General features: G+C 56.2%; 13 protein-coding genes and 4 pseudogenes. 9 read left to right on the forward strand and 8 right to left on the reverse strand.

All coding sequences use genetic code 11. The features are described from left to right. Positions 1 to 64: 64 nt before the first annotated feature. Both tnpB and AMK05_RS34900 read right to left on the reverse strand, forming a co-directional pair. A pseudogene (gene tnpB, locus AMK05_RS36280) lies at positions 65 to 408 on the reverse strand (IS66 family insertion sequence element accessory protein TnpB). Beyond that, positions 405 to 755 (reverse strand): transposase, encoded by a 351-nt coding sequence (locus tag AMK05_RS34900; protein WP_082935752.1) that lies wholly within the window; start codon positions 753 to 755, stop codon positions 405 to 407. The pseudogene tnpB and the gene AMK05_RS34900 overlap by 4 nt, the downstream one beginning before the upstream one ends. A gap of 523 nt (positions 756 to 1,278) precedes the next feature. On the opposite strand from AMK05_RS34900, the gene nifH reads away from it, so the two are divergent. The 3 genes and pseudogenes from nifH to hemN all read left to right on the forward strand — a co-directional run bounded on the left by nifH (position 1,279) and on the right by hemN (position 3,911). Beyond that, positions 1,279 to 2,172 carry a nitrogenase iron protein gene (gene nifH, locus AMK05_RS27145; RefSeq protein ID WP_004675840.1) on the forward strand — a complete coding sequence of 298 codons (894 nt, stop codon included), beginning with the start codon at positions 1,279 to 1,281 and terminating at the stop codon, positions 2,170 to 2,172. Between the two features lie 106 nt (positions 2,173 to 2,278). Continuing rightward, positions 2,279 to 2,476 (forward strand): annotated as a pseudogene (locus AMK05_RS27150) (hypothetical protein); the annotation flags it as partial. Between the two features lie 88 nt (positions 2,477 to 2,564). Continuing rightward, complete coding sequence (gene hemN, locus AMK05_RS27155) at positions 2,565 to 3,911, forward strand: oxygen-independent coproporphyrinogen III oxidase (protein WP_082935765.1); 1,347 nt, start codon at positions 2,565 to 2,567, stop codon at positions 3,909 to 3,911. A gap of 91 nt (positions 3,912 to 4,002) precedes the next feature. Here hemN and AMK05_RS35400 read toward each other — a convergent pair whose 3' ends face one another. The 3 genes from AMK05_RS35400 to AMK05_RS27165 form a co-directional block, all read right to left on the reverse strand. After that, complete coding sequence (locus AMK05_RS35400; RefSeq protein WP_171899866.1) at positions 4,003 to 4,287, reverse strand: hypothetical protein; 285 nt, start codon at positions 4,285 to 4,287, stop codon at positions 4,003 to 4,005. A gap of 173 nt (positions 4,288 to 4,460) precedes the next feature. Beyond that, positions 4,461 to 5,000 carry a hypothetical protein gene (locus tag AMK05_RS27160; RefSeq protein ID WP_004679185.1) on the reverse strand — a complete coding sequence of 180 codons (540 nt, stop codon included), beginning with the start codon at positions 4,998 to 5,000 and terminating at the stop codon, positions 4,461 to 4,463. Positions 5,001 to 5,128: 128 nt separating this feature from the next. Beyond that, complete coding sequence (locus AMK05_RS27165) at positions 5,129 to 5,803, reverse strand: hypothetical protein (protein WP_064842875.1); 675 nt, start codon at positions 5,801 to 5,803, stop codon at positions 5,129 to 5,131. Positions 5,804 to 7,154: 1,351 nt separating this feature from the next. On the opposite strand from AMK05_RS27165, the gene AMK05_RS27175 reads away from it, so the two are divergent. From AMK05_RS27175 to nodD1, 6 genes and pseudogenes are all read left to right on the forward strand, one after another. Continuing rightward, a complete protein-coding gene (locus tag AMK05_RS27175; protein ID WP_064842738.1) occupies positions 7,155 to 9,212 on the forward strand; it encodes a carbamoyltransferase family protein in 2,058 nt (685 codons plus the stop codon). A 194-nt stretch (positions 9,213 to 9,406) separates the two neighbouring features. Further along, complete coding sequence (locus tag AMK05_RS27180) at positions 9,407 to 10,063, forward strand: FkbM family methyltransferase (RefSeq protein ID WP_064842741.1); 657 nt, start codon at positions 9,407 to 9,409, stop codon at positions 10,061 to 10,063. A 75-nt stretch (positions 10,064 to 10,138) separates the two neighbouring features. After that, positions 10,139 to 10,433: pseudogene (locus tag AMK05_RS33995) on the forward strand (transposase); the annotation flags it as partial. After that, positions 10,420 to 11,113: pseudogene (gene istB, locus AMK05_RS27185) on the forward strand (IS21-like element helper ATPase IstB); the annotation flags it as partial. The pseudogenes AMK05_RS33995 and istB, both read left to right, overlap by 14 nt. Positions 11,114 to 11,506: 393 nt before the next feature. After that, positions 11,507 to 11,839: a hypothetical protein gene (locus AMK05_RS27190; protein WP_064842744.1), complete on the forward strand. Its 333-nt coding sequence runs from the start codon at positions 11,507 to 11,509 to the stop codon at positions 11,837 to 11,839. A 166-nt stretch (positions 11,840 to 12,005) separates the two neighbouring features. Continuing rightward, positions 12,006 to 12,944 carry a transcriptional regulator NodD1 gene (gene nodD1, locus AMK05_RS27195; RefSeq protein WP_029532439.1) on the forward strand — a complete coding sequence of 313 codons (939 nt, stop codon included), beginning with the start codon at positions 12,006 to 12,008 and terminating at the stop codon, positions 12,942 to 12,944. A 351-nt stretch (positions 12,945 to 13,295) separates the two neighbouring features. On the opposite strand, the gene AMK05_RS27200 is transcribed toward nodD1, so the two are convergent. From AMK05_RS27200 to nodI, 3 genes are all read right to left on the reverse strand, one after another. Beyond that, positions 13,296 to 13,712 carry a cupin domain-containing protein gene (locus AMK05_RS27200; RefSeq protein ID WP_064842746.1) on the reverse strand — a complete coding sequence of 139 codons (417 nt, stop codon included), beginning with the start codon at positions 13,710 to 13,712 and terminating at the stop codon, positions 13,296 to 13,298. Positions 13,713 to 13,918: 206 nt separating this feature from the next. Beyond that, entirely contained in the window at positions 13,919 to 14,707 is a 789-nt protein-coding gene (locus AMK05_RS27205) for an ABC transporter permease (RefSeq protein ID WP_064842748.1), read from the reverse strand. Positions 14,708 to 14,710: 3 nt separating this feature from the next. Next, the gene (gene nodI, locus AMK05_RS27210) at positions 14,711 to 15,661 is read right to left on the reverse strand and encodes a nodulation factor ABC transporter ATP-binding protein NodI (RefSeq protein ID WP_074063728.1); all 951 of its coding nucleotides are present in this window, start codon (positions 15,659 to 15,661) and stop codon (positions 14,711 to 14,713) included. Between the last annotated feature and the right edge of the window lie 22 nt (positions 15,662 to 15,683).

Consider the following 15,683-nt stretch of genomic DNA (forward strand, 5'->3'; position numbering starts at 1 on the left):
AGAGCATATTTTGCCGCGATCCGCCCATGGTTTCAGGGACCTGATTCACTTCGCCGCAGCGGTTTTACCCAACAATCTCGGGAGGCTTCACCGGCGTGGATCGAACCCGCTTCCAGTCCATTCCGTCGACTAAAGCCAGAAGCTGGGCATGATTGAGCTGGACGCGATGATGGCCGATGCGTGGCCAACAGAACTGTGCTTTTTCCAGCCGCTTCGCATAGAGGCAAACGCCGGAACCATCCCACCACACGATCTGACTCGGTCTGCTCTCTTGGCCCGAAAGACATAAAGTGCACCGTTGAACGGATCACTGCCAGCATCCCGTACCAGCGAAAGCAAGCTGTCCGGCCCCTTTCGGAAGTCGATGGGATGGCTCGCAAGAAAGACCTTCACGCCGGACGGGATCATGCCGACCGCACCGCTCGGATCACCCGCTGCAGGTGTGCTTCGCCGATATCTGCGTCGGCCCGGATAACGACGTCGCCGATGATAAGCTCGATCATCGCACGTGTGCCAATCGTCCCAGTCTCCGTCTGACCAGCCCGATCTTGCGAGGAGGATCGTTGTCCGTCACGAGCATCACGACGCCAGCCAAATAGCTGCGAGGGATGTATGCCGATGCGATGCGCGATGGCTGAGACGCTTGCGCCGGGCTCCATTGCCTCAGCCACAGCCCGCGCTTTAAAATCATCGGACCAGCGGCGCCGAAATTGCCGTGGGGCGCCCTCAAGCCGTTCCGGAACAGCCTCGATCATATGGAAGTTTCTAGTTCCAGAGCTAGGCGCAGACATAGAAGCTCACAGTTTGTGAATCGTCTGTCCGCAATACAGCGGCCAACGCTACTGACGCCAGATGGGGTCAGCTTGTCGCTTACTGCCTTCATATGCGTTCTGCTGATCATCCGGCCTTAATTCCGACGCGCGGTGCGAAGCCGATTGGCCGTCAATGCGGTACCGATCTGTTTGGCTCTACGACTTGCCACACTACTTCTGTCCCTCGCCTGAGATGTAAGGATACGGACGAGATTTGTTGATCTTTGACGCAAGCGATTTCCAACCGACAAGACCTCGCAGCCGCTTCATCCAGTTTGGCGGTTTCGAGACAAGAGTTTGTCGATCCTGCCTTCGAAAGTTTGGAATTAAATAGCTGAAGATCAGCAAAACAACTGTTTTATATGCTGCTGCCCACATGGCACGGGTTTTGAAGATTGCCATGCGAGGCGGCGCGAGCTGCCTGCCTTTTACTCAGCGATGGATGGAACGAAAGAAGGAAGGCGATATGTCAGATTTGCGTCAAATCGCATTTTACGGCAAAGGGGGGATCGGCAAGTCCACCACCTCCCAAAATACGCTCGCAGCGCTTGTCGACCTCGGGCAGAAGATCCTGATCGTCGGATGCGACCCGAAAGCCGACTCCACCCGGCTGATCCTGAACGCCAAAGCACAGGACACGGTTCTGCATCTGGCAGCGCAGGAAGGTTCGGTGGAAGACCTTGAGCTCGAGGACGTGCTCAAGGCCGGCTACAAAGGCATCAAGTGCGTGGAGTCCGGCGGTCCGGAACCGGGCGTCGGCTGCGCCGGGCGCGGCGTCATCACCTCGATCAATTTCCTTGAAGAGAACGGTGCATATGACGATGTCGACTACGTCTCCTATGACGTGCTCGGCGATGTGGTGTGCGGTGGCTTTGCGATGCCGATCCGTGAGAACAAGGCCCAGGAGATCTACATCGTGATGTCCGGCGAGATGATGGCGCTCTATGCCGCCAACAACATCGCCAAGGGCATTCTGAAATATGCCCATTCCGGCGGCGTGCGGCTCGGCGGCCTGATCTGTAACGAGCGCCAGACGGACCGCGAGCTCGACCTCTCCGAGGCGCTGGCTGCCAGGCTCAATTCCAAGCTCATCCACTTTGTGCCGCGTGACAACATCGTTCAGCACGCCGAGCTCAGGAAGATGACGGTGATCCAGTACGCGCCGGACTCCAAGCAGGCCGGGGAATATCGGGCGCTAGCCGAGAAGATCCATGCCAATTCGGGCCAAGGGACCATTCCGACCCCGATTACCATGGAAGAGCTCGAAGACATGCTGCTCGACTTCGGCATCATGAAGAGCGACGAGCAGATGCTGGCCGAACTACAGGCCAAGGAGTCAGCGGTGGTTGCGGCTCAATAACTGCCGCTGTCGACAGGACGCGCTGGCCCTTGCGCCAGCGCGTCCTTCCAAGAAAGCCGCTTCGGCGACGACGACCTAACCCGAACCTTGAAAGGGGCAGGGGCCCATGAGCCTTGATTACGAGAATGACAGCGTTTTGCATGAACAGCTCATTGCGGAAGTGTTAGCGCAATATCCAGACAAGGCGGCGAAGCGCCGCAAGAAGCACCTCAGCGTCGCAACGAGCGGCGACGAGCCTGGCGATGAGCCGAAGGCCCTTTCCGAATGCGACGTCAAATCGAACATCAAGTCCATTCCGGGCGTGGCATGTGCCCAATAGGACCAAGCTTTCGAAGGAAAAAAACGTGTCAAATATTGTATGTGAACGTGACACGGACTGCAGGCGAAAGTCTTTGCGCGCACCGTCGTCGATTTTCGTTCCGAACACAAAAAGCGGAGTGCAGTTGCCTTGGTATACTATCTACCCAACAATACAGGAGTTTTCTCCAGAAATCGGCGCCCACACTTATGAGCAATGGCTGAGAAGCCAGGGAACTGATGACGCTGTCTCGCTCTATCTCCACATTCCATTCTGCCGCTCGATGTGCTGGTATTGTGGTTTTCCGACTAGCATCACTCGTCGGGACACTTTGATAACCGATTATCTAGCAATGCTGCGCGAGGAAATCCGCCTGGTCGCCGAGCAAGTGCCGCAGGCACTCTCCGTGGGTGACGTGCACTTTGGCGGCGGATCCCCGACCATTATGCCATCGGCAGACTTCCTGTCGCTAATGGAACTCCTGCGCGGCCGTTTTGCGCTTGAGCGAGGTGCAACCATTGCCGTTGAGGTCGACCCGCGCACGTTCACCACCGATATGGCCGAAGCCCTAGAAAGAACCGGTGTGAATCGCGCAAGCGTCGGTGTGCAGAGCTTCGATCCCGTCGTACAAAAAGCGATCAACCGGATTCAGAGCGAGGCGCAAGTGACGACTGCCGTCGAAAACCTCCGCCTGCATGGGGTCAGGCGTATCAATTTCGACTTGATGTTCGGTTTGCCGAACCAAACCGTCCAGTCCTGTCTCGAGAGCGCTATGTTAGCTATTGCGATGCGTCCCGACCGCCTCGCGGTTTTCGGTTATTCCCACGTTCCATCTTTTCGAAAAAATCAGCGCTTGATTGACACAGCAGCACTGCCCGATATAGCCGCGCGAGCTGAGCAGGCCTCAGCCATGGCCGATACGTTAGTTGCAGCAGGCTATCTGCAAATTGGTCTCGACCATTTTGCTTTGCCGGATGACGAGCTTGCAATAGCACAGAGAGCTGGTCGTCTGCGCCGAAATTCGCTTGGTTACTCTGCCGAAACCTGCTCAACTGTCATCGGTTTGGGCGCGTCCGCCATTGGTCGTTGCGGCGACGGTTACGCTCAAAACGATCTCACGCAAAGCTGTTATAACCGGCACATAGCATCCGGCCGCTTGGCGATCTCAAGGGGCTACCGTTTAACTACCGAGGATCGCGTAAGAGCTGCAATCATCGAACAGCTCATGTGCTACTTGGAGGCGGACATATCAGCAATCTGTACGGCTCAGGGATTTGATCAAACCCATCTAGTGAGTTCAGCTAAGCAGCTAGAGATTCTGGCTGAGGATGGGATCGTTGAGTTTGACAACGGTTTAGTCCGTGTGCGGCACGAACGTCGCTCTGCCCTTCGCCATGTCGCTGCCGCGTTCGATGCTTATCTTGGCCGCCAGCCGATCTAGACTGGCAAACGGAGGGCCTTGGAGTGATCACTTAATCGAGCTCGAGTTCGTCGAGATGTTAGGCAGGAGGCAAGCCCCCAATTGCTCGATTTTAAATCGATCGCTGAATTCGCAGTCCATGGCATGTGTCGGTCTCGATCGCGTCACAGTTCAGCTCTCGCCACTGGTAAAGAAATCCGCCGTCAAATATCGTGAAAGGTCTGGCGCAGCACGGCTTCACCGGCTCGGTTGCGCGCGCCAACTTGAAGCAGGCGACACCTTCGTTCAAAACGGACCAGACGCCCGGACAGTTCAGCTTGACGCCACCAATGCGGCTTCGATTGCGCAGGCGGCGGAGACGCGCATCCAGGAAACCTGCGGCAGGCTCGATGTTCACGGTGGCGATCGAGCGCGGTTAAATGCCTAGAACATGGCCTAAACACTCTTGTCGTTGATCTCGACGAAATGGGACCGTGTTCGGACCCCAATTTTTGTCCTTGCCGTACACAAGTGATGCTGCCGCTGGCCCCACTACATGCCCAGGGCGACAGGTTGTTGCACTGCGACAGGTCACCGTTCAAACCGCTCCAGCATTGTTCTCAACTGCGCGTTTTGCAGCCTTAGCTTTCTGGCTAGCTGCCTCCTGAGCACCCTGATGTCTTCGTCGAGGCTCATCTGGTCCGCAGTGTGAACTGCCGGGGCAGCGTTTGCAATCGCGGCTGATGCCTTCTTACGCGGGGCGACCTCGAGAGTTCGCTCGAGCCTCGTAGCATCGTGCCCAGCGGCGATGTCGGTACTAAGCCCGCCGAATGGAGGTGGATCGGCCGCCTCAACGTTTTTGGCATCTTGGCCTTCGACCTGATCGTGGCCACCGATTCCGACTTCCTTAGAAACAACAAACTCGGTGGAAATTGCAGGAGAATGGCCGTGACGGGGAGGCCCCTCGCTTGCCGGTCGAACGGCGCTTATCAGGCTCTTCTCGGCAGGCGTTTCGGTCGGACCGGCAATGGCCAATGTGTCCGGCGTAACCTTCTGGTCCGAGCCGTTTTCTCGCTTTTGTTCGCGACCCGGTGAGATCAGTCGGGCAAGAAGTTTCCAGGGAGACGCCATCTATCCGACCTCGCGTTTTATCCCGCAAGCAGGCAGTGAGTTTGGGGTCCGGCAACAGCATTACCGTTGCCGAATTGTTTGTCTCGATAAGAATGTAGATACGGTCGCTTATTGACCGGTTGCTTATATCAATCGAGCTTGAGCCGTTTGCGCAGATCTTCATTTTCAGCGCGAAGTTTTTCAGCAAGAAGCTTGCGCAGCCGCTGATTTTCCTCTTCCAACTGCAAAAGGTCTGCCATTTCATCGCTCGCCGTCATCGGGGCAGCCGGCGCTGCCTGCACAGCCTTTGGAGCACGGCGCACAGGTGCGCGTTTGGCGCTCGCCGTGGCTTCGATAGCCTTTGTCTTGCGCCCTCTCCTCTTCACACCACCGTCCCCGGCCAGCGCAGCTGCCGGCTCTGCCGTAGCGTCAGCTAACGCGGTCGCGAGTGCCGCGACTTTTTTGGCGCGCGGTTTGCGCTGTTTCTTCGGCGCATTAGGCGTTTCGACAACGGTCTGTCCATCGACCTTGGTTGTCGTATTAGTCTCGTCGGCCATGCTCATCTCCTGTGTATCTGATGCAGTTGTCGACGGCCCGAGAGGCGCTGTCAACAACTGCTCGGCCTGATCTTGTTCCGGCAAAGACATTTCGCTGTCGGGTTTGCCACTCTGAGAGCTACCTGACAGAAAAGGCAATGCCTCTTCCTCTAGATCGCGCGCGACTGACTTTAGATCCACATTGCCCCAGATCGAGTTCGATCTGGCATCAAGTTTTCGCCTGCCGTTCTTGTACTCGACGGCAAAACTGCGTTGCACTTTTTTCAATATAAGAGGCCTTGGAGAATCCACGGGGTGGCTGATGTTATGCTGGAACAGCACGAATAGCGCCTACCGGACTACCAGTCTATACCCACGGTCTAGCCTGAGGCCAATTTTTTAGCGCCGCGTTATTTTTTGGAGTTACCGCGGCCTCTGCCGATTTATCGTCCCGGTCCCTAAAGTGGTGAAGGAGCCGCGCACCAACCCAGGCTTCTCCTTCGTCGGCTGGCGCTTCAAAGACCAGATGCTGCGCACTTACGCCGGGGAAAATGTTGAAGCGCTTGGCCCACGTTTCGCGGCACTCGCAGCGGCGGTGCTGACCAAGACCGAACGCAGTTTCCTTGCAGCTAGCGCCGCCATTAGGCTCATTGATGTGCCGAGACGAACATGCGGCTTGGCTTTGTCGGCTGAAACAAGAGTAGCGAAGGAGTGTTGCTTTTATGACAAGACACGAGGAGTTTGTCGGTCGAATGTCATAGGCGGATCTGCCTTGCACACGGCCGCCATAGAGAGAAGGATGGGGTAGCCGCTCGCTTCACTGCTGAGTCACGCCATCGTTTTCGTGAATGCGTTCCATCCAAACAATCGATTTTACTGATCGAAACGGTTGCCATTAGAAGACGCTGAAGAAGCGTTTTGTAAAAGCCGTAATTCGGAGTTCTTAAAATGGGTCCTCGGGTGCCGTGGAGACTGTGCTGGGAAAACGAGATGAGGCAGTCGGTCTGCTGCCTGGTCTCGATCGTTATCTTGCGCTCGACTTGATCGGGTAGAATCTTGGTCGTTGCTTCTCGACGTTTCAGTGGGCTCTCACGGGACGCACTTTTGCCCCGGTCGATGCCGCCTCCTATTCGTCTTCACCGCGCGCTGGTCATCTTTCTACTGCTTCCCCTTCTAGCGTTGTTGCAGATCGGTTCTCACGCCGTGGGCGCCGTTCGACATGATTATCAATGGCGGCCCCACCGCGTGGGAGCTGAGTTCGGTACTGGCGCATATGCGAATGACGGAGGCCGGCGGCGGAATTCTGTGTGCTATGCCTCGGAGCCAACGCAGGCGCACTCGCCGCTGCAAGGATACGGTCTGCGACCTTTGCAGCGACCACCAAACGTCGTTGTGGCTGTCGGGCGGAAAGATGAAGGACTGGGTAATGTGGATACGTTACGCGGCGTTACTGCCGCAAATGCTTCGGTCTGGGGCTCTGTTAGCGCCGATTGTCCGCAATCTCACCGATCCGGTCACGATCTGATTTCGGCTTCGACCCGTGAGCTCTAGCTGCACTGTCAAGCGCCACCCTATGAAACTACGAAAGCCGGTGGCCAGACCAGAGCGACCTACCTTTCGAAACGAACTGGAGAGCAACATGCTGTGTCTAGGGCTCAGTGGCGGTCTAAGCAGAGTCTACGAAAATTCGTTCGATCTACCGAACACCTTTATGCACGATGGGGCTGCGGTTCTCGTTCGCGACGGGCGAGTGATAGCGGCGGTCGAGGAGGAGCGCCTTAACCGGATCAAGCACTCCAACAAGTTACCAACGCGTTCGATTCAATATTGCCTCGCATCTGCAGGTGTTCACCTGAGCGACATCGACCGCATCGCGTATTATGCGACCGAGGCCTATTGCAACGCTGTGCTCGAGCGCGTGCGCCTCTCTCACCCAAGCACCCCAATACCGGATGCGAGACTGTTGTTGTGCGGATTACTCGGGCAAGAATTTGGTGCCGAAATTGATCCCTCACGCGTGTCGTTCGTGAGCCACCATATGTCGCACGCGGTGAGCTCGTTTTTCATGTCGGGCTTCGAGCGAAGTTTGGTCCTCTCAATTGACGGCGGTGGAGACTTTCTTTCGGGGCTTTTGGCGATTGGTTCCAGCACGGAGATTGAGCCACTCGTGACATTTCCGGAGAATGATTCTCTAGGGCTGCTATACTTGGAAACGATCCGCTACCTAGGTTATGGCGCGTTCGATGAATATAAGATCATGGGTCTGGCACCTTACGGCAATCCCGCTTCGTACCGCGAGGTCTTCGAACAATTTTACGAACTCCTAGACGACGGTGGTTATCGGGTCCATCTCGACCGAGTTGGTCCTACGTTGCTCAGTAACATTCAAATACGCCAGAAAGGCACGCCGTTCACGCAGCAGCATAAAGATGTGAGTGCTTCACTGCAGGAAGCACTGGAACGGATCGTGTTCCACGTCCTACGGCATTACACCAAGGTTACGGGCATCGAACGACTGTGTTTGGCCGGAGGAGTGGCTCACAACTGCACTTTGAATGGCAAGCTGCTGTACTCGGGGATGTTTGACGACATCTTCGTGCAACCGGCTGCCCATGACGCTGGCTGCGCACTAGGCGCCGCATTGATGGCGTCTCTTGATCTGGGGCATCCGGCACCTCGTGAGCGTTTGCAAAACGTCTATTGGGGACCCGACCTGGAGAGCGAAGGAAGCGTGGAGGAGGAACTTTTTGCTTGGGGCCAGCATCTCGAAATTGAACGGAGTGATGACGTGACAGGCAAAGCAGCCGAATGGATTGCGGATGGCGCCGTGATCGCCTGGGTGCAGGGGCGTTCGGAGTTCGGTCCACGGGCGCTAGGCAACCGGAGTATTCTTGCTGATCCGAGGCCGGCGTCAAACAAGGATCGAATTAATATGATGGTCAAGAAGCGGGAAGGCTACCGCCCATTTGCTCCCTCGGTATTGGAGGAGGACGCCGTGGAATTTTTTGATCTGCCAGGTACCTTGCGCAAATTTCCTTTTATGAATTTCGTAGTATCTGTGCGCGAACCCAAGCGTGGTTCGCTAGGCGCCATCACGCACGTAGATGGTACGGCTCGTTTGCAGACAGTGTCACGCGAGACAAATCCCGCATATTGGGAGCTAATCAATGCTTTCGGGAAGCGAACCGGCGTTCCGATCTTGCTCAACACGTCGTTTAACAACAACGCCGAGCCGGTAGTGGATTCGGTTAGGGATGCCGTAACGACTTTTTTGACGACCGACCTGGATGCACTTGTGATCGGTCCATTTCTCGTCAAGAAGCGAATCTCAACGATGGAGGAGTGGAATAAACTAGCAGTTTCCTTGCCACCTTACGCAAGTCTCCATCAGGCGCGTGCATATTCCACCCTGGATCGGCAAGAGACTGTATGTGAGATCCGCACAGGCGCCTCCAGCCTGCAGGCCGTGCGTATTTCACCGGAGTTGTTTGAACAGCTAATTAGGATTGAGGGAGAAGCCCTGGTTGGCGACATTTTGGATGGAATCGCGCCTGTTTCAGGTAGTCGTGAGACTTTCCTAAATGAACTTCGGCAGATTTGGGAGCAGCGTTGCATATGCTTAAGCCCGGTACGTGGCCGCAAATCACAGTTATCCGTCCCCGCTGAGGCCTCGGTGACTAGTGGGCTTTCAGCATAGCTTGGGGTCGCTTCGTTACGCCAAACAAACTCGCGAATAACAAAGCCCGCGACCGACAATGCGCCGTGCCCACCTAATCGCACGGCGACGCGTCAACAACCATGTCGAAAGAAGGGCCAAATGGCTCGGTATTTCAGTGATATCCTGCCCGAGCTCGTTCAGCAGGGGCACTTCGAAAAGTTAAGGAGACTGTGATGGATCCGGTGTGTGAGTTAAACGTACATCGACAGATCGTTTCGCTTCTCGATAAGCCTAACCCTGTAGTCTTTGACATTGGGTGCAATGACGGAAGCGATGCTCAACGCTTTCTGCGCCTTCTTCCGAGCGCCCAGCTCTATTGCTTTGAGCCAGACCCCAGAGCCGCTGCACGCTTCAAGGAGAAAATGGGTTCTGATCGGGATCGGATGAGGCTATCCGAGGTTGCGATCAGCGACCGGAACGGGATGATCGAGTTTCATCCCAGCAATGGCAATGACAGCGCTAAGGAATGGGATCTCTCGGGCTCGATACGCCGTCCCAAGAACCATCTTTCTGAGTACGAGTGGGTTCGGTTTGACCCTCCGATTTCGGTTGAGACTAGGAGGCTGGATGACTGGTGCAGCGAAGCTGGCCTAGAGAACATAGATCTCATCTGGATGGATGTGCAGGGAGCCGAGGCCGACGTTATTGCCGGTGGCAATCAGATCCTGATGAGAACGCGTTACATATATACTGAGTATAGTGATCATGAGCTCTATGAAGGCCAGCTTCCCCTGCGCGCCATTCTTGAGCTCTTACCTTCCTTCCAGATGGTAGTTGAGTATCCCCGAGGAGTGGAGGGTGACGTTTTGCTTAAAAACACAAGCCTATAGCCGGTTCCCTTTTTGAGATTCAAGAACCGCGCCGAGTTTGCCGGAGGCTTCAACTCATGAGAGATTGGAGCCGATATGAGCAAGACAACGAACAAATTCTCGCCTGAAGTCCGTGAGCGTGCCATCCGCATGGTGCTGGATCACGAAGCCGAGCACCCCGCGCGGTGGGCTGCCGTTTCATCTATCGCGGCCAAGATCGGCTGCTCGCCGGCCACGCACGCTGCACGAATGGGTGAAGAAGACCGAGGTCGATAGCGGTAAGCGAGCAGGCCGGCCGAACGATGTCGCCGAGATTATGAAGGCTCTTGAGCGGGAGAGCCGCGAGCTTCGTCAGGCCAACGAGATTCTGCGCAAAGCGTCGGCGTATTTTGCCCAGGCGAAACCTGCCACCGGAAAAGACGCTCGACAGCTTTGATTTTAATGCAGTCCCTATGGTCTCCAAGGCCCAGGTCATGGCCATTGCCGCTGGCGACAGCTGGGTCGCGAAAGGTGCCAATATCCTCATGTTCGGTTCGCCGGGCGGCGGAAAGAGCCATCCCGCCGCGGCCCTCGACCTCGCGCTGATCGAGAACGGTTGCGGGTGCTGTTCACTCGCACGACCGACCTCGTCCAGAAACTGCAGGTCGCACGGCGTGAACTCCAGATCGAATCCGCCGTCGCAAAGCTCGACAAGTTCGATCTGCTTATCCTCGACGACCTGGCCTACGTCACTAGGACCAGGCCGAAACCCGCGTGCTCTTCGAACTCATCTCCCAAGATATGAGCGGCGCTCCATCATCATCACCGCCAATCAGCCCTTTGGAGAATGGAACCGCGTCTTTCCGGACCCGGCCATGACGCTTGCCGCGGTGGACCGACTTGTTCATCACGCTACGATCATTCGAAATGAACGTCGAAAGCTAATGGCGACGTTCCGCGATGGAAGCCAAACGTGGTCGACCCAGCCGGCTTGCGGCCATTACCTCTATCTCATTGCAAAACGATGACACTGAAACGTCAGGAATCCGGTCTTTCTCCATACAAGGCAGCCGATCGAACAAAATGTCGTAGCCTGACGGGAGACGCAGGGGTGTCCCTCCCGCACGCGGCGCCCTTTGCTATCCCGGATGAAGGGGATGGCGGCAACGACATGCGCAAGCCCACTGAGGATAGAAGGACTGGGTGAAAAGGCGCCCCTGAAAACAGTGGGTTTGGCGACACTTGTTGGTTCGGGCAGGCAAGACGTCGTCTACATGCATCAAATGGATGACTCGCATTTAAACAATAGATTTCACCAATTTTCGCGGATGCTCCATAGACGGCCGTCTCCACTCCACCGGGTATGATCCGTTGAAAGGCTCTCAACCAATCCAACAACGCCTGTAGCCCCGAAGCACTGGCGGCGGGAATGGCATCAATCCTACCTGGTATCGCCTGGCCTTAGCCGAAGAAAGGAAACGTCTCATGAAGGTTATTGGTTACTACGTCATCGTTGCAGCGTTGCTCGCATTGACATTGCGGGCCGGGCCGTCACTTGCAGCAGATGATCGTAACCAAGATTGCGGCCCGGCGGCAAGTGACCCCCGCGCAAACCTGAATGGTGCTGACAAAGCCAATTCAGCGGAGCACACTCAAGACTTCAATTGCCAAGATACTCCTGCCGAAGAAGGTGAGTGCTACGAGTGCGTCTTACCCCCCGAAGTACATATTGAAGGCGCCGAAGTGATCGACGTCGCAGACCGAAACCTTTATCCGCGGAAAACACTGCTACTCGCCAGAATGAACAGGCACCACTGAATCGTGTCGGTTGAAGGTAGCAGTAAGACCATCAAAGCCACGGCGGCTGGAACATCGATACTTTCTCAATTTTAGGCGACCCTTTGCTTGCTGATCTCTCGTGGCGCCGCACTGCGAGACCAAGCCTTTTCACCTTTTATCTCGCCACCTCGCTATGGATGAAGACATGCGGTTCAAGGGCCTTGATCTGAATCTCCTCGTCGCACTCGACGCCTTGATGACCGAGCGTAATCTCACGGCGGCAGCGCGCAGCATCAACTTGAGCCAACCGGCCATGAGCGCGGCCGTCGGCAGGTTACGCACCTATTTCAATGACGACCTTTTTACCATGGTCGGTCGCGAACTCGTTCCAACCCCGCGTGCGGAGCGGCTCGCGCCTTCGGTCCGCGAGGCTCTGCTTCACATCCAGGTTTCGATCATATCCTGGGATCCGTTTTGCCCTGCTCAATCGGATCGCTGCTTCAGAGTCATTCTTTCCGATTACGCCGCACTCGTTTTTTTTGAAAAGGTCGTGACGCGTGTCGCCCGAGAAGCGCCCGCCGTCAGCTTCGAGTTGCTGCCGATCGCCGATAACTACGATGATTACTTGAGGCGCGGTGACGCCGATTTTCTCATCTTTCCGGAATTGCTCATGTCGCGCGCACATCCTAAGGTGGCGTTATTCGAGGAGACCCTCGTGTGCGTGGGCTGCCGCTCGAACAAGCTACTCTCGGAGCAACTTACACTCGAGAGGTATATGTCGATGGGACACGTTGTGGTGAAGTTTGGGAACGCTGCTTCCATCGAGGAATGGTGTTTGCTTGGGCACGGGCTTAAGAGACATGTCGAAGTAGTCGTGCAGGGCTTCAGCATGGTTCCGTTCATGCTTTCAGGGACCGAGCGCATAGCGACAATGCCCTTACGCCTGGTCAAGCAGCTCGAAAAGACAATACCCCTGCGGATCGCTGACCTTCCGCTACCTTTGCCCGCGTTCACACAGGCCCTCCAATGGCCCGCGCTTCACAATAGTGATCAGGCAAGCCTCTGGATGCGGGACGTGCTATGCCAGGAAGCATCCCGCATGCCTTCGCCCCATGAGGTAATGAGACGTCTCAGGATTTCCTAGCATTCTTTCGTGGTTTTGTCGTTCGGCGTGATTCATGGCGTCGGAATGAGGAGCCTCTTTGAAACGCCGCCGCTACAGTCTCACGGATGATCGATCATCCTGTCGCCGCTGGCCCAACAGCCGCGCTGACTGACGACCAAGTATGGAGGAACTGGACAGATGCTCTCTTACGCCCGCCGTTCAACCGACCGATGAAACAACCTCCTCGACAGTTTGTCGACGACGCAAGTCGAAGGTTCACGCAGCTCCAATCGACATTGGCAAGGAGCGGCAAACCAACCCTAATATGGGACGGGTTCACCACATCCGAGCCGTGGCGCCAGATTGCCCTCCGGTAACACCTCAACGTCTTTATTTTTGCGGCAGAACATTCTCACTGCCCTTTTCCACCTGATCGATCACGAGCAGCTTTACCGGCTCGGTGCCGTTGTTCGCCCCTTTATGCCATATGCCCCAGGACTCGACGATAAAATCCCCTGCCGTGAAAATGCTTTCTTTCCCAGATTCTGTATTGGTGACCGTGATCTCCCCCGAAAGCACATAGCCATAGCGCTGATAGCGATGCTGATGAATTGGCAACGTCGCACCGGGCGCAATCTCATAAATCGAAGCGATGACCTCGACGTATTTCCGTGGAACGATGATGGGCTGACCGGCAATCGTACGATCGGTCCTTAAGATAAGCGTAGCCGCGACCGCTTTGTTTTCGAACGCGTTCGCGGGACACGCCAGAGCAAAGAGCGCCGTAGCGATTGAGATGACCTTCATTTGCTTTTCTCCTGATACACGCCGGATCTTCCTGAAGGGTGTTTGCTTCCGAGTTCGGCCAGTTGCAGAGCGAAAAACCTGCATCGTCTCGCCGGCGCCGACATGGGTTCGTTTGTTCCCGGACTATGATGATTATCTTCAGAGCTCTGCGGGTCCTTTCAAGACACTGCATCGCAATACCCCTCCTGGCGTGGTGGCGAGTGGCGTCAAGACATCAGGCGCCGACGCAACAGCGCTGCCGACAGGAAGAACGGCAAAAGCGCGTAGATGCAAAGCGCGCCTATATGCAGGCCCATGCTGCTCGCGGGGCGCCCAAGCATTGCCGGGCGTATGAGGTCGATCGCATGCGCTAGAGGCAAGAACTGCGCTACCTGCTGAAAAGTCTGGGGCAGTTGCGTGATTGGAAATACCGCGCCGCACAAGAACAGCATTGGTGTGAGGACGAGCGTCTGGTAAAAAATGAAATACTCGTAACTGGGCGCAAGCGCCGTGACTACCATCGCAAGGCTCGCGAATGCAAATCCAGTGAGCATGATAATTGGCAGCACATAGACGACTGATGGCCACGTCGCATAGCCTAGCACGGTGGCGACGATTATGATTCCCGTACCGGCAAGAAATGCCTTGCTCGCTGCCCATGCCAACTCACCCAGGATGATGTCCCCAAGTGTCATTTGCGTGTAGAGCATGGCTTCCCAGGTGCGTTGGGCGTGCATTCGCGTAAAGGCCGCGTAAATCGTCTCGAACGTCGCAGAGGTCATCGCGCTTGTCGCCACCATGCCGCCCGCCAAGAACGCAACGTAAGTTGTGCCGTCAACGCGACCCACAATAATTCCGAGGCCAAGGCCGAGGCCAAAAAGGTAGATCATAGGATCGGCCAGACTTCCAACAATTGACGCAAGTGCTACTTTCTTCCATGCCAGATAGTTGCGTCGCCATATCGCAATCCAGTTAAAAGCGTTGGCGGGCAGAGCCGCGGCACAACCTTCACCCATCGTTCACTTCTCCATCTCGCGCCCGGTCAACCGCAAAAACACATCCTCAAGATTCGGCGGACGCTGCAGAATGCGCAAGCCCGCGCGCTCCCGCAACCGCACACGCACCTGCTCCGGGTCGGACACATAGCAAAAAAGGGTCTCGCCGCTAATTTCGACGCGATCGGCATATGGCCCGACCAGCGATTCCAATTCATGCGGATCGCCGCCGTAGATCTCAATGACTTCGCACCCGATCAGTTCATCGATCAGGTCATGCGGACGCCCTTCGGCAATGCTGCGACCTCTTTCGAGTACGCAGAGTCGATCGCATAGCCGTTCGGCCTCTTCCATGAAATGGGTGGTCAAGATGATCGTTTTGCCGCGCGTAAGGAGGGAACGCAGGCGCTCCCAGATCAGGTGGCGCGCGTGCGGGTCGAGACCGGTGGTCGGCTCGTCCATGACAAGTAGTTGCGGGTCATTGATCAACGCACGCGCTAGCGTCAGGCGCCGCTTCATGCCGCCTGAAAGTTCAGACACACGCGCATTCACCTTGCTCTCTAGGCGTGCAAACTCAAGGAGCGACGGCATGACCGCCTCGACTTTGCGTGTATTCATGCCGAAGTAGCGGCCGTAGACCAGCAGATTCTCGCGCACAGTGAATTCAGGCTCAAGGTTGTCGAATTGCGGCACCACACCGATACCCTTTCGCGCCAAGCGAGCCTGGGCAGGCACCGGCACGCCGAGCACAGTAATCTTCCCCGCATCAGGGGCTGTCATGCCAAGGATCATGCGTGCGATCGTGCTCTTGCCCGCGCCGTTCGGTCCAAGCAGCCCGAAGCATTGCCCCGGAGAAACGCGGAACGATAGCGCGTTGACCACGGCCTTGTCGCCATATGTCTTGCTTACATCGGAAAAATCTATTGCGGACATGAACATGCGCTCATCTGACCGTCGGGCGCCGTTGACTGGCATTTCTTCGGTTGGTTGTGTTCTT

It is taken from the genome of Rhizobium sp. N324 (assembly GCF_001664485.1).
Lineage (GTDB): Bacteria > Pseudomonadota > Alphaproteobacteria > Rhizobiales > Rhizobiaceae > Rhizobium.